Origin of the sequence: Tolypothrix sp. VBCCA 56010 (genome assembly GCF_050875635.1) — a bacterium.
Lineage (GTDB): Bacteria > Cyanobacteriota > Cyanobacteriia > Cyanobacteriales > Nostocaceae > Hassallia.
The window spans coordinates 1-14702 of record NZ_JBPAOH010000179.1; the positions used below are offsets into that span (position 1 = coordinate 1).

Consider the following 14702-nt stretch of genomic DNA (forward strand, 5'->3'; position numbering starts at 1 on the left):
GAGCTTTTTTTGTGGGAGAAGAATATTTTTTTTTAAAGTGGGGACGCAGTGTCCCCACTTGATGTATGGGGAAGCGCCTCCCCCACTACGTTTAGATTTCTTTCAGTCTAACTTATAATTCTTCTCCTGCTGGTAGCGGGAAGGTTTCACCCGCTAGGTAAGCCTCAAAATTCTGTTGAAAATACAACCATGAGGTCATATCTTCTCCTTCAATAAAAGATTTTGGTGCATTCCTATATAGAGGAATGCGGGTATTAATTTCATCTTGAAGCTGTTGCGGTAATTCGCTTAAGCCATCAACTTTACTACCGTAAGCACTGTATATCAAATGACCCTCACGCGCTCCCATTTTCATCCAAGGAAGCCATTGACCGATTCTATCCCAACTCAACCTCAGTTGAGAAACCGAGAGGAGTTCTGAGTTTAATAAATCTGCGGTGGGGACGGTGATTTTAAATAACTCTGCTGCCTGATAAGTTGGATTTGGGCAATATTCAGCAAACTTTGGCTCGTCTGCTAGAGGATTGGGGTAAGTGGGAAATATGTCAAATACGAAGGTTGTAATATCACCATCTACTTGCGCGGGAAACTTACCTTTAAACTGACCTTGTACAGGATTATTCGCAACATGCATCACCGGCACTTTCTCACCCGTCCAAGGATTTTCCCATTTTTGCACAATCTCGCTTGTCTTTGGGTCGAGGTAGTAAGTCAGTTCTCTAGAGGTAAAATCCCAGCTACCCTCTTTTGTGGGAATACACCTACTCACACTCATTCCCAACATTTCAAATAGAAGTTTTTTCTTTTCACCTGGTATAAAAGCGTAAATTGCACCTTTCCAAACCAAAAAGGTTGATTGGGTGGGATCGAGGGAAGCACGAGTCTTTATCCATGCTTGAGCATCAAATTCTTGGGTTTCGGCAACCATTTTTGGCTCCTTGCTATCTGAGGTTGAAGGGGGAAAGGGTAGTATCAACTACCAACTTACTGAGTGTACACTCTATGCCGATCGCAACTGACACATTATATAGTAGAGACGTTCATTAATAATTTCATAAATAAGCTACAAGAGTGTATGCGATCGCGCTCTATTATTCCAAAATTCCCAATCACCTAAGTGCTAGTACAACGCGGCGGAAATAAAGTAACCATTCCAAAGCAGCGAAAAGCACACATCATCAACTTTTTGACTTTTGACTTTTGACTTTTGACTTCCGCGCAGCGGTGCTAGGCTACAGTTAACATTCTTCAAAAAGCAACTATGACTACCCTTATCGTTAATTTACATCCTGTCATTGAGCTAACAGATGAGCAATTCTTCCAACTATGCCAGAATAATCGAGATTTGCGCTTTGAGCGCACCGCTCTTGGAGAATTAATTATTATGCCGCCTACAGGCTGGGAAAGTGGGAATCGAAATATTAAACTATCAGCTCGCCTAGAGCTATGGACAGATGCTGATGGTACAGGATTGGCTTTTGACTCGTCAACAGGTTTCAAACTTCCCAATGGTGCAAACCGTTCTCCGGATGCATCCTGGGTTAAACGATCGCGAATCGAAACTCTCAACCCAAATCCGGCACGATTTATGCCACTTGCGCCTGATTTTGCCGTAGAATTACGCTCTGCTAGTGATACTTTACAGACATTACGACAGAAAATGCAGGAGTATATTAACTGCGGTGTTCGTTTGGGTTGGCTTATCGATCCTCAAAACCAACGGGTAGAAATTTACCGTCAAGGAAAAGATGTGGAAATTTTGCAATCTCCTGCTAGCTTATCAGGTGAAGATGTTTTGCCGGGATTTATATTGGATTTGACACAGATTTTAAGTTAGGCATCTAACAAACAAGCTCTGTGCATTTACGATTATCGCAGCTGAAGTCAGGTATTCACGTTCTACAATAAATATTTCCCCCGTTTGCCAAAATCAGCGTGAGTGAGTGATGTTGTTGTTGCATAAAATCGAAAAGCTGAAGATGAGCGTAGGCAATAGTTTACGCCTAGTCTTGCCAGTGGCTGTCATATTCTTTGTTCTTTGTCTAATATTTACGCTGCATCGATATTACAGTTTTTACGCCTCATTCGATCAAGGCATTTTTAACCAAGTTTTTTGGAATGGCATCCACGGACGCTTTTTTCAAAGTTCTCTGTCTTCAAGTCTTTCAACGAATGTCGTTCATGGTGGAGAAGTCCCGACTGTTTATTACCATCGGCTGGGTCAACACTTTACACCAGCGCTGTTACTTTGGCTACCTATATATGCGTTGTTTCCCTCACCAGCAACTTTAACGGTTATTCAAGTGACGCTGATTGCTGCTGCTGGTTTGGTGTTGTATTTATTGGCACGGCAATATTTAGAACCACCATTAGCAGTAATGATAACTGCTAGCTATTACGCTGCAAATGCTGTTATTGGTCCAACTTTATGCAACTTTCATGACATTTGTCAGATTCCTCTGTTTGTCTTTGGGTTGCTGCTAGCAATGGAAAAACGCTGGTGGCGGCTGTTTTGGGTGCTAGCAGTGTTAATTTTGGCAGTGCGGGAAGATAGCGGTATAGAATTGTTTGGCGTTGGGATTTACATGATTTTAAGTAAACGCTTTCCTCGCGCTGGACTTGCTGTCTGTACGCTCAGTTTTGGTTATATGCTGGTTCTGACTAATCTAATTATGCCGCTGTTTTCTCAAGATATTTCCCAGCGGTTTATGATGGAGCGGTTTGGGCAATATGCAGATGGAGATGAAGCTTCTACAGTGCAAATTATTTGGGGGATCGTTAGCAACCCAATTCGATTGTTAGTAGAACTTGTTACACCAGTAGATAGAACAATTAAGTATTTACTTGGACAATGGTTGCCTTTGGCATTTGTGCCTGCTGTTGCGCCGGCATCTTGGGCGATCGCTGGTTTTCCCCTGCTAAAATTATTTTTAGGTAAAGGAGATTCGGTTTTAGCGATTACGATTCGCTATGCGATGACGGTAGTTCCTGGATTATTTTACGGCGCAATTATCTGGTGGTCGCAGCATCCGAAAGCCTTTAAACTCTCATTTCGTCGCTTTTGGGTGGGTTGTATTTGTGTCTCTTTGTTTTTTAGCTTTACATCCAACCCAAATCGGACTTTTTACTTTCTGATTCCTGATTCTGTAAAACCTTGGGTATATGTATCGCTACCCCAACAATGGCATCATGTAGGACAATTTCGTTCATTATTAGGGCAAATTCCAACAGATGCTAGCGTGTCTGCTACTACTTATCTTGTACCGCATCTTTCCAGCCGTCGGGAAATTCTTCGCTTGCCAGCAATAGAGTTGAGAAATGATGCGCGGGAGGTTATAAAGGTAGATTATGCGATCGCCGATTTGTGGCAATTGCAGCAATATGCACCCGCTTTCAAAAGCGATCGCGCTGCTTTGCAAGAACTTATCCAACTCATTGACCGTCTGACCACTAACCTTGAATATGGCATCATTGGCTTTGAAGATGGTGTTATCCTACTTCAAAAATCCGCCACCTCAAAAGAGGAAGCAAAAGCCGCTTGGTTAGCTTTTCGCCCTTGAAGTGGGGAGTTGAGGAGGGGGGAGGGGGGAGTGGGGGAGTGGGGGACAAGGGAGACAAGGGAGACAAGGGAGACAAGGGAAAGGAGAATAATCCTTCTTTCCCCCCATCCCCCCTCCCCCCCTCTCCCCATCTCCCCATGCCCCATTCCCTAGTCCCTAGTTATATTTTTGGATATTTGTAAAGAATCGGGGAGTTTAATTGATGAAGATATTGGTATTAAGTTGGGAGTTTCCGCCTCGCATCGTGGGAGGAATTGCACGTCATGTGGCGGAGTTGTACCCGGAAATAGTCAAGTTAGGGCATGAAGTCCACCTGATTACGGCGGAATTTGGTCATGCGCCGATGTATGAGATAGTCGATGGAGTGCATGTGCATCGCGTGCCGGTGGCTGGTGGTCACGACTTTTTCCACTGGATAGTAAACTTAAATGACAGCATGGGGCATCACGGCGGTAAGTTGATGCTAGAAGATGGTCCGTTTGATATTATCCATGCTCATGATTGGTTAGTGGGCGATGCAGCGATCGCTCTCAAGAATACCTTTAAAGTGCCGTTAATTGCTACAGTCCACGCGACAGAATTCGGACGTTACAACGGTATTCACACTGATACGCAACATTATATTAGTGGCAAAGAAAACCTACTTGCTTTCAACGCTTGGCGGATTATCGTTTGTACCGACTACATGCGACGAGAAGTTGAACGAGCGCTTCACAGTCCTTGGGATAAAATCGATGTTATCTACAACGGTATTAGACCAGAAAAGAAACAACACCATCAAGATTTTCATGCCCACGATTTTCGCCGTCAATTTGCTGAAGATGGTGAAAAAATTGTTTATTACGTCGGTCGCATGACTTATGAAAAAGGCGTTTCCGGATTGCTAAATGCAGCACCAAAGATACTTTCAGAAATGGGTGGTTACGTCAAGTTTGTGATAATTGGTGGTGGCAATACCGACCATCTTAAACGTCAAGCTTGGGATTTGGGAATTGCCCACAAGTGCTATTTTACCGGCTTTATGTCCGATGAATACTTAGATAAATTTCAAACCATCGCTGACTGCGCCGTTTTTCCCAGTCTTTACGAACCCTTTGGTATTGTTGCCTTAGAAAGCTTTGCCTCTCGCGTTCCCGTAGTAGTTTCCGATACTGGCGGTTTTCCCGAAGTAGTGCAACACACGAAAACAGGTATTGTTACCTGGGTTAACAATCCAGATTCTCTAGCTTGGGGAATATTAGAAGTGTTGAAAAATCCAGGTTATCGGCAATGGTTAGTTGATAACGCTTATGAGGATTTAGAAAGACGCTTTAGCTGGTCTAAAATAGCCAAGCAAACAGAAGATGTATATCAGCGGACAGTTAAAGAGCGATCGCACGTTGTATGGTAATGGGGAATGGGGCATGGGGCATGGGGCATGGGGCATGGAAAGAATTTCTCCCGAATCCAATTCGCAATGCCCAATGCCCATTGCCCAATACCCATTGCCCAATGCCCATTGCCCAATGCCCATTGCCCATTGCCCAATTCCTATACATTGTTTAAAATTGCGCTCAAGCTGATCTGGATAATAGCGATCGCCTTAATATTGCCTGTTGAAGCGAAGGTAACGCCCAATTTAAAGGGCAACGCTGCCAATGTCAATCCTCCCTTGCACGGTCCTGTCTTTGATTTGGGTGGAGGTGGTTCCGATGTCGATGAAGCTATCCAGTGGATGATTAACCGAGTCAGGGGATGTACTAATTGCGCTACCAAGGTTGATGTAGTTGTCCTCCGCGCTTCTGGAGATGACAGCTACAATCAGCCAATTTACGATATGAAAGGCGTGGACTCGGTGCAGACTTTCGTCATTATCAACCGCAAAGACGCAAATAATCCGGAAATTGCTAACAAAGTTAAAAATGCCGAGGTGATTTTCTTTGCAGGTGGCGACCAGTGCAAATACATCCGCAACTGGAAAAACACCAAGCTGGAAACTGCTGTAAAGTCTGTTTACGCTAGGGGAGGCGGTATCGGGGGAACTAGTGCGGGAGCGATGATTCAAAGTGATTTTGTTTACAACGCTTGTGCAAACAGAGTTGAAACTGAAGACGCACTCGCAGATCCTTATGAAGATGTAAACTTCACCTATAACTTTTTTTCCTGGGCAAATCTGAGGGGAACCATTGTAGACACGCACTTTGACAGACGGGAACGAATGGGTAGGATAATGGCTTTCATAGCCCGTCAAATCAAAGATGGTGTAGCTAAAAGTGCTTTGGGGATAGCAGTTAGCGAAGATACATCGGTAGTTGTCGAGAAAAACGGCAAAGCGAAAGTGATGGGTAGAGGTCCAGCATACTTTATATTAGGCGATCGCACTCCTGAAGTCTGCGAAAAGCGAACTCCTCTAACCTACTCCAACTACAAAATCTGGAAAGTCTACAGCGGTGACACATTCAACTTGAAAAACAGACCAACAACAGGCTATTATCTCAGAAGCGTCAAAAGAGGGCGAATAGATTCAGATCCATACTAAGTAATATAGCGGTTCTCTGTTGTCTACAATACATTATCGCGCTCGTGTAGGGACAATTCATGAATTGTCCCTACAAATACGCACTAATTTCACCTTTTACGAGAATTGCTGTAAAAACAGGCTAACCCTCGTAGAGACGTTCCACCGGAACGTCTCTACAATATGTGTACCAACGTAGTGTATGATAGAATTTATACATTAAAGCGGTATTTTAAACCAACGTCGCTTGCTGACGCAAACCTTGCACCGTAGAAATAAAGTGTTCCGCTACCTTGTCAATCTCCTCTTGGGTATTAAACCTGCCGATCCCAAACCGCACCGATGCATAAGCTAACTGTTCCGAATGTCCCAGCGCTGTGAGAACATGAGAAGGTGCAATTGTAGCTGAAGAACAAGCAGATCCAGAAGAAACAGCCATTACAGGTTGCAATCCTAACAGCAAAGCAGCACCATCTACCCCTTCAACACTGATATTTAAATTTCCTGCCAATCGTTGGGTAGGATGTCCGTTGAGGTGAATTCCTGGCAATTGGGAAAGTTGTTTCCACAATCTTTCTCTTAATTGTGTCAAGCGATCGCATTCTATCTTTTGTTCTTCTAAACCGATTTCTATAGCTTTGCCAAATCCGACAATTTGCGGTGTATATAATGTACCAGAACGCATTCCGCGTTCATGTCCGCCACCATGTTGTTGCGGTGCAAGTTGTACTCTGGGATTGCGACGACGCACATATATAGCACCAATGCCCTTAGGACCGTATACTTTGTGTGCAGTTAGCGACATCAAGTCAATTTTCATCGCTTGCACATCAAGAGGAATTTTGGCGATCGCTTGTGCTGCATCGGTGTGAAAAATAATTTCCTGACTGCGACATAATTCGCCAATTTCTGCTAACGGTTGCAAAACGCCAATTTCATTATTAGCAGCCATCACCGAAACTAAAATTGTATCCGGACGCAAAGCTTTTTCTAACTGATTTAAATTAATAATCCCATCTTTTTCAACTGGGAGAATTGTCACTTCAAACCCAAGACTTTTTAGATAATTGCAAGGATCAATAACTGCGCTATGTTCGGTTGCAACAGTAATAATATGTTGCCCTTTTTGATAATAAGCTTCAGCAACACCTTTAATAGCTAAATTATTCGCTTCTGTCGCACCGCTGGTGAAGACAATTTCTTCGGGAGTAGCATTAATTGCTTCAGCTAAAATTGACCGCGTTTGTTTAACAGCCGCTTCTGCTTCCCAACCGTAAACGTGACTAATACTAGAAGGATTTCCAAAGTGTTGAGTGAAGTAAGGTAGCATTGCAGCTAGTACCCTTTCATCTACAGCAGTAGTAGCGTGACAATCGAGATATATAGGGCGATCGTACATAATTATTAAATCAAAATTTGACCCAGATTTTTTAATATACTAAGAACCTTGTACAATTCATTTTCGCGTTTCAACAGCGTCAATTCATCAGAGAAAGCATACTTTGGTACATCTTGCTTAGTTAATTTAATAAAAATAAAATTACTGCCATTCATTACTAGCCCAAAAGCAGGTCGTTCTGGGTTAGGATTAGCCAACATATAAGCTATAACTTGAGGTATACCCATTATTAGAGAAAATCCAGCCCTTTTAGATTCAATAGTTAATAACCACAATTGTTGTTTTAGAACCAGCACATCAATGCGACCTCGTATAATTTCTTCCTCATCTTCTAAAGCAATTTCTATAGATTGTTCGGTTTCAATATCAAAAGGAAGGCGATAATATCCTGCTAAATCTAACAAGGGAGCTAGCACAACCAGTTTTACCAATTCTTCTAATATACGGCGGCGCTTCACCAAGCTAAGATAATTAGTTTTAACTCTATCTAAAGCCTGCTTTTCTGACTCAGTAATTTCTGGCAAATTATCAAACCACTCTGTAAAAAATTCGTCGCTATCAGCTAGCTGTAGACCAAATTTTTCTTCTAAGTCAATGATGTTAACGGTTTGTGCTTGGATAACTTGAACCATAGTTGATATACGAGCTTTATTATCATTGTAGAATATATATTACCAGTTCTCAAAGCACCCCAATTTAAACGACGCTAAAATAGGCACAGAACAATCTTAAAATTTGCATGACTCTCACCATCCACGACTTAGAAAGACTGCAAGAAAAGCTCAAAGAAGACCATTGCGACTATCAACTGGAACTACAATCGGGAAACATTGTCGTTATGGGTCCATCTGATATTGAATCGAGTGAAATTGGAGCTGAGTTTGGCGTTGCATATTTGCGGGATGATTTTTATTTTTCTGTCTCTCAAAAAACTCTTTCTTCGCGTACTTCTCCTCAGGGAGACGCTGCGCGAACGCGTCTTTGCGGTTCGTTATTTCATCCCCATTTTGTGCAACGCCGAGTTTATCAGACTGCTGGGTAATTGGGTTAAGCCGCGCAAACTAGGACGTATATTTGATTCCAGTGGTGGGTTTATTATGCCTAACACCGAATTACGCGCACCTGATGTTTCCTTTGTGTCAGCCCAAAGATTGAAACGCACAATCCGCGACTTTGCCCAACTTGTTCTGTGATTTAGTAATAGAAATTAAATCAAAAACAGACCGCATCCGTTTTTTGGAAGATAAAATCAAATTATTTTTGCAATTAGGGGCGCGAGTTGGGATATTAATTAACCCAGATGAATTGACTGTAACAATTTCTCGCTTAAATAGTGAGGGTGAAGTGTTAGCGGGTGAAGATAAGCTAACAATTCCAGAGTTATTTCCTGGCTGGGAAATTTCGATTTCTCAAATATGGCCCCCAGTATTTGAATAAAAAAATTATCTCATATGGTCGAGGGCGATCGCCTGCATTCATCCGCCATAATTATAATGAGTGTAATTACGACTTAAGTCGTCAAATACTTTACAAATGACTAATAACATGCAGCGCGACTTCACCAACCGCGAAGAGTTGGTAGCTTACCTCCGCGAACAATTCCCAGACGCAGCACAACGAGATAATCATATCAGCGAAATTGTGGGCGGACGCAAAGCCGCCGAGAAAGCGCTGCAAAAAGTAGACGCTGCCCGCTACGCAAAAACACGTAATTTTTTCACAGGTGCAGTAACGCGACTTTCGCCTTATATTCGCTATGGTGTTCTCAGTTTGCGAGAAATTCGGGATTATGTCGTTGAGCGCCTACAAAACGCAGACCAAACAACTAAACTAATTAACGAGCTAGGCTGGCGCGACTACTGGCAGCGTTTATACGCCAAACTAGGGGATAACATCTGGCAAGACCAAGAAGAATATAAAACAGGCTATACCCCCTCATCTTACGCACCTGAATTACCAGAAGACATCGCACAAGGCACCACAGACAGAGTTTGCATCGACAGCTTCAGCCGTGACTTACGAGAAACAGGCTACTTGCACAACCATGCACGCATGTGGATGGCAGCTTATATTGTCCACTGGCGGCGTATTCGTTGGCAAACCGGCGCAAAGTGGTTTTTAGAGCATTTGTTAGATGGCGATCCTGCTAGCAATAATATGTCATGGCAATGGGTAGCCAGCACCTTTAGTCACAAAGCTTATTTTTTCAACCGCGAAAATTTAGAACGTTACACCGAAGGCATTTATTGCAAAAAATGTCCCCTTTACGGTCATTGTGACTTTGAAGGTAGTTATGAAGAAATAGAACAGAAACTTTTTCCCAAAGCCGAATTTAACAAACAAGCTAACAGCCAAAGTTGGCAAAAAGGAAAGAAACGCCGTTAAATTTCATCTTCGTGTTCTTTGTGTCCTTCTCCTGTCGGAGACGCTGCGCGAATGCGGTTCGTTATCCAAAATCTAAAAACCAATGAATAAACCAATTATTTGGGTGCATGGAGATTGTCTAAGTCCCCATAATCCCGCACTACAACAATACCCCGACGCACCCGCAATTTGGGTTTGGGATGATGCTTTGATTAAAGAATGGCAACTAAGCCTCAAACGCCTTACCTTTATCTACGAATGCTTATTAGAATTACCCGTTGTCATTCGTCGTGGTGATGTATCGCAAGAAGTTTTAGCTTTTGCGAAAGAGAATAATACTAACTTAGTTGTCACAGCAGAAAGTGTTAGTCCGCGCTTTGATATGATATGTGATGAAATTGAAAAAACTTTGGACTTGGAAATTTTTGAAGTAGAACCATTTTTTGAATACGACGGCTATATCGACTTGAAGCGTTTTTCTCGTTATTGGAAAGTAGCTGAAAAATATGTTTTTGATTAAATGAAAATATATTTCTAACCTGATATATTGGGTAGATAGGCATTTGTGTAATCTATGCCCCAAGAAAAGCCCTTAGTCTTAACCGAAGAATGTAAGGTATTGCAGCTTTACCCACGTCCGCCAATTTTAACTAGCTTAGATGTTAATTGGCATGGCGTATCTTTTGGCTATATGTGTCAACCTGCTTATGAAGTACCGGAAGTTTCTACCCCTCGTTGGCATTCTATCGCGATTTTCACACACGGAAACCGTATAATTCATGCCGATCGCAAACTAGATGGACGCTTTCACCGTGACGCTGTAGCTGGAGGTGATATAGTTATTACTCCCGTCAACACCGGTCAAGGTGCTGCTTGGGAAGATGAAGGCGATTTTATCATTCTCGGTATAGAAGCTGACGTTTTCGCTCGTGCAATTGATGAAGCCGCAGATGCAAAAGATGTGGAATTATTACCGCACTTTGCCACACCCGATCCGCTAATTTACCAAATTGGATTAGCCCTTAAAGGTGTGTTAGAAAATAATCCGACAAATAGTCGTCTTTATGCAGAGACGATGATCAATGCTTTGTCAGTTCACTTGATGCAACATTATTCAACACGCAAACCGATTTTACAACAATATAAAGACGGTTTATCCAAGTATAATTTTCCGAAAGTAATTGACTATATAAACGCCAATTTAGACCATGATTTAAGTTTAACAGAATTGGCGGCTTTAGTACAGATGAGTCCGCATTACTTTTCTCACTTATTCAAACAATCAATGGGAATCTCCGCGCATCAATATGTGATTCGCTGTCGGGTGGAACGAGCGAAAAATTTACTTTTGCAAGGTAATGTGAGTATTGCAGAAGTTGCTTACAAAGTCGGTTTCGCTAACCAAAGTCATCTTAATAGACATTTTAAAAGGTTGTTGGGAGTAACACCAAAACAAATATTAAGTTAAGAATTTGTAGTATTGAGGTTTGAAATGTCATGATTATTGCAGAACGCTACTACTCACCGGAAGAATACCTAGAAATAGAGGTAAAGTCTGAAGAACGGCACGAATATATTAATGGTCAAATTATCCCAATGACAGGTGGAACACCCAATCATAACAAAATTGCTGGCAATTTCTATGCAGCGCTCAATTTTGCTCTGAAACGTCAACCATTACAGGTTTTTGTGACAGACCAAAGATTATGGATTCCTCAAAAGCGAATCAATACTTATCCTGATGTGATGGTTGTTGCAGGTGAATTGCAATTTCAAGAAGGAAGAAAAGACACTTTGACAAATCCGATAATGATTGCGGAGGTACTTTCAAAATCTACCAAAAGCTATGACCGAGATGAAAAATTTGCGGCTTATCGAACAATTCCCAGCTTTCAAGAATATCTGCTAATTGACCAGTATAAAATGCACGTTGAACAATACAGCAAAACAGATAACAATCGCTGGATATTTACTGAATATGAAGATGCTGATGTAACTATATCTTTAGCCTCTGTTTCCTTTGAAATTTCCCTGGCAGATATTTACGATAAAGTGGACTTCGACACTCAAGATTGAAAATTCTTGCAAATATAGCAAGAATGTACAAAAAATCGGACGAATCTACAAGACGTAAGGAAAAGACATCGCCATACTAATAAGTAAAAGTTAACGATTTACTTTGATGAATGCGATTATCAATTTAAGTGCTACTGAAATCGCTCAAGCGATCGCCAAAAATGAACTTTCCCCCAGCGAGGTTGTCCAAGCGCACATTCAACGCATCGAAGCGGTAAACCCGCAATTAAATGCTGTAGTCGTTTCTTTATTTGAACAAGCACGCGCTGAGGCGAAAATAAAAGATGCAGCTCGTCAACGAGGAGATACACTGGGATTATTGCACGGCGTACCCATCACCATCAAAGAATCGTTTGATGTCGTTGGCACACCCACCACTGTGGGACTTACTGAACTTGCTCGCAGCAAAGCTACACATAACGCCGTCATGGTGGAACGCTTGCGACAAGCTGGGGCGATTATTCTCGGTAAAACCAACGTCCCGCATATGTGTTCGATGAACGAAACCGACAACCCAGTATACGGACGCACCAACAACCCTTGGAACTTAGAACGCGCTCCTGGGGGTAGTAGTGGCGGTGAGGCGGCTATCATCGCCGCTGGTGGTTCACCGCTGGGGTTGGGAAGTGACATTGCTGGTAGTGTCCGTTTACCCGCGCAAGCCTGCGGAATTCACGGTTTCAAACCTACATCTAGAAGGCTAACTTTAGTTGGTCATGCGCCATTGTTTGCCGGACAGCAAGCGATAATTGCCCAACCGGGAGTGATGGCGCGTAGCGTTTGTGACCTCACCCTAGCAATGAAAATTCTTGCCGCACCCGGTCAGGAAGCTTTTGATACTAATATTCCGCTCGTTCCCTGGTGCGAAGCAGACATACAAATAGAAAAATTACGGATTGCTTTTTACACCGATAATGGCATTTTATCGCCTTCCCCAGCAATTAGGCGGGTAGTGCGAGAAGCAGCCGAAGCGTTAGAAAAGCGCGGTGCAATAGTTGAAGAATGGACACCACCAGATTTACTGAAAGCTTCGCAACTATACAACCAGTTGCTCACCGCTGATGGTTTTGCCACACTTAAAAGGCAAGTAGGTAGAAGTAAATGGCATCCGCGAATTAAGCAGTATTATCAACTAGCTGCAACGCCTAAAAAATTACTAAATAGTGTAGCTGCAATTAGTGGATTTTTTGGGCTGGATGATATGGCAAATAGTCTAGGTGCGGTTGGTGAATTATCTGTGACAGACTACTGGCGAGTAATTCATGAACGCGATCGCTTTTGCACTCAATTTCTTACCGCGATGAATGCCAAGCAATACGACGCTATTATCTGTCCGCCTACAGCTTTACCAGCTTTGACACATAATAGCGGCTTTTTACTCAGCGATGATATTAATTATACAAATCTCTACAACCTCTTAGGAATGCCTGCCGGTGTAGTTGCGGCTACTCGCGTGCGTCAGGGTGAAGAAAGCGACAGAGAACCCCGTAAAAGCATAATTTCACGTACAGCTTACAAAGTTGAACAGGGGAGTGTCGGTTTACCCGTTGGTGTGCAAATTGCAGCACGTCATTGGCATGAAGATGTAGTTTTAGCTGTCATGTCAGCACTAGAAGAACATTTTAAAGCACAACCTGATTATCTTGCTCATCCACCTGTGTGAAATCCCAAATCCGTCTTGAAAAGCTTTGATCGCCGGACGCCGGCGCTCAAACTTTTCGCAAAATCCCAAATCTAAAATGATATTACCCGGCGCCCCTTGGTTAATTGCTCACAAATCTATGTTGAAGGTAAATAAACCTAAATTATTTACTATTTGTGGTCAAGATTATGTACTCTGGAAAAACGAAAAAGGTGAAATTTCCGCTTTAGAAAATATCTGCCCTCACATGGGTGCAAAGCTTTCTGATGGTTGGATTTGTCCAGATAATACAATAGCTTGTCCTTTTCATGCATTAGAATTTGACTCGGAAGGTAAAGCAATTTTACCAAATGAAAAAATTTCCAAACCTCTCGCCAAACAACTTAAGTTATTTTTGCAAGGTGATTTTATCTGGACTTACGCAAATCAAGAACCAAAGCTGACCATTCCAGATATTTTGGAAAAGCTATCAACTCAGTTTAGATTTATCGGTGTAGCAGGAGATGTAACTATAAAAGCACCTTTTCTTGATGCATTAGAGATTAATCATGATGTAAATCACGCTAAAGGTACTCACAGAGAACTTTTTAGAATTAAAGAAACACAAGTTGATGAATTTCAAGATCGTGGTTATTTTTCTGTTTCTACCATCAAGCACATTAGAGATAAAAATACTCTGAATGAGTACCTACAGAATATAGCTTTACTATTTTCTCCTAATCCGGTGGAAATAGTTCTAGAAAATTACTTTCCATCTTTTGTGGTTGTTTATAGTGATTCACCCTTGGGTAAACTTGTGCAAGTGTTCACCATATATCCACAAAACAAAAACACAACGCGCATATTTATCCCACTATTTACTGAAAAATCCTTTGGTATTTTTAACTCAATTCTTGAACCACCAACTATTAAGGCTACTGAGGAAGTAATTCGGCAAGATGTGACGATGTTAGAAAATCTTTATCCAAGATTTGAACCGAAAATTAGGCTTTCTCATGAAGAACCTTTACATTGGGTTCGTCAGCTTTATCACAATTGGTAAGCTTTAAGCGCTAAAGCGCTTATAGCAATTCTCGGTTACGTGAGGTACACCCGTAGGGGCACGGCACTGCCGTGCCCCTACACGCGACGATATAATGTTGTACCGCATCTGAATGGGAACTG

General features: G+C 42.2%; 15 protein-coding genes and 2 pseudogenes. 14 read left to right on the forward strand and 3 right to left on the reverse strand.

Annotated features, from left to right (window positions below):
* Window positions 1–112: 112 nt before the first annotated feature.
* Window positions 113–928 (reverse strand): DUF1838 domain-containing protein, encoded by an 816-nt coding sequence (locus AABK37_RS35750; protein WP_432556202.1) that lies wholly within the window; start codon window positions 926–928, stop codon window positions 113–115.
* A gap of 333 nt (window positions 929–1261) precedes the next feature.
* On the opposite strand from AABK37_RS35750, the gene AABK37_RS35755 reads away from it, so the two are divergent.
* The 6 genes from AABK37_RS35755 to AABK37_RS35780 all read left to right on the forward strand — a co-directional run bounded on the left by AABK37_RS35755 (window position 1262) and on the right by AABK37_RS35780 (window position 6078).
* Window positions 1262–1837, forward strand: a complete 576-nt coding sequence (locus AABK37_RS35755; protein WP_432556203.1) for a Uma2 family endonuclease — start codon at window positions 1262–1264, stop codon at window positions 1835–1837.
* 142 nt (window positions 1838–1979) lie between these two features.
* A complete protein-coding gene (locus AABK37_RS35760; RefSeq protein WP_432556204.1) occupies window positions 1980–3560 on the forward strand; it encodes a DUF2079 domain-containing protein in 1581 nt (526 codons plus the stop codon).
* Between the two features lie 30 nt (window positions 3561–3590).
* Window positions 3591–3713 (forward strand): hypothetical protein, encoded by a 123-nt coding sequence (locus tag AABK37_RS35765; protein ID WP_432556205.1) that lies wholly within the window; start codon window positions 3591–3593, stop codon window positions 3711–3713.
* A gap of 49 nt (window positions 3714–3762) precedes the next feature.
* Window positions 3763–4950: a glycosyltransferase family 4 protein gene (locus AABK37_RS35770; RefSeq protein ID WP_432556206.1), complete on the forward strand. Its 1188-nt coding sequence runs from the start codon at window positions 3763–3765 to the stop codon at window positions 4948–4950.
* Window positions 4950–5105 (forward strand): hypothetical protein, encoded by a 156-nt coding sequence (locus tag AABK37_RS35775; RefSeq protein ID WP_432556207.1) that lies wholly within the window; start codon window positions 4950–4952, stop codon window positions 5103–5105. The genes AABK37_RS35770 and AABK37_RS35775 overlap by 1 nt, the downstream gene beginning before the upstream one ends.
* Before the next feature lie 43 nt (window positions 5106–5148).
* Window positions 5149–6078 (forward strand): cyanophycinase, encoded by a 930-nt coding sequence (locus AABK37_RS35780; RefSeq protein WP_432556216.1) that lies wholly within the window; start codon window positions 5149–5151, stop codon window positions 6076–6078.
* A gap of 211 nt (window positions 6079–6289) precedes the next feature.
* On the opposite strand, the gene AABK37_RS35785 is transcribed toward AABK37_RS35780, so the two are convergent.
* Entirely contained in the window at window positions 6290–7456 is a 1167-nt protein-coding gene (locus tag AABK37_RS35785; protein ID WP_432556208.1) for a cysteine desulfurase family protein, read from the reverse strand.
* A gap of 5 nt (window positions 7457–7461) precedes the next feature.
* Window positions 7462–8088, reverse strand: a complete 627-nt coding sequence (locus AABK37_RS35790) for a restriction endonuclease subunit R (RefSeq protein ID WP_432556209.1) — start codon at window positions 8086–8088, stop codon at window positions 7462–7464.
* 107 nt (window positions 8089–8195) lie between these two features.
* Between AABK37_RS35790 and AABK37_RS35795 the strand changes: the two are divergent.
* The 8 genes and pseudogenes from AABK37_RS35795 to AABK37_RS35830 form a co-directional block, all read left to right on the forward strand.
* Window positions 8196–8340: pseudogene (locus AABK37_RS35795) on the forward strand (Uma2 family endonuclease); the annotation flags it as partial.
* Window positions 8341–8421: 81 nt separating this feature from the next.
* Window positions 8422–8893: pseudogene (locus tag AABK37_RS35800) on the forward strand (Uma2 family endonuclease).
* Between the two features lie 96 nt (window positions 8894–8989).
* Window positions 8990–9841, forward strand: a complete 852-nt coding sequence (locus AABK37_RS35805; protein WP_432556210.1) for an FAD-binding domain-containing protein — start codon at window positions 8990–8992, stop codon at window positions 9839–9841.
* A gap of 82 nt (window positions 9842–9923) precedes the next feature.
* A complete protein-coding gene (locus AABK37_RS35810) occupies window positions 9924–10340 on the forward strand; it encodes a hypothetical protein (protein WP_432556211.1) in 417 nt (138 codons plus the stop codon).
* A 54-nt stretch (window positions 10341–10394) separates the two neighbouring features.
* A complete protein-coding gene (locus tag AABK37_RS35815) occupies window positions 10395–11288 on the forward strand; it encodes a helix-turn-helix transcriptional regulator (protein ID WP_432556212.1) in 894 nt (297 codons plus the stop codon).
* Between the two features lie 29 nt (window positions 11289–11317).
* Complete coding sequence (locus AABK37_RS35820; protein ID WP_432556213.1) at window positions 11318–11896, forward strand: Uma2 family endonuclease; 579 nt, start codon at window positions 11318–11320, stop codon at window positions 11894–11896.
* Between the two features lie 106 nt (window positions 11897–12002).
* Window positions 12003–13559, forward strand: a complete 1557-nt coding sequence (locus tag AABK37_RS35825) for an amidase (protein ID WP_432556214.1) — start codon at window positions 12003–12005, stop codon at window positions 13557–13559.
* 76 nt (window positions 13560–13635) lie between these two features.
* Window positions 13636–14580, forward strand: coding sequence for a Rieske 2Fe-2S domain-containing protein (locus AABK37_RS35830; RefSeq protein ID WP_432556215.1), 945 nt, complete (start codon window positions 13636–13638; stop codon window positions 14578–14580).
* The last annotated feature ends 122 nt before the right edge of the window (window positions 14581–14702 follow it).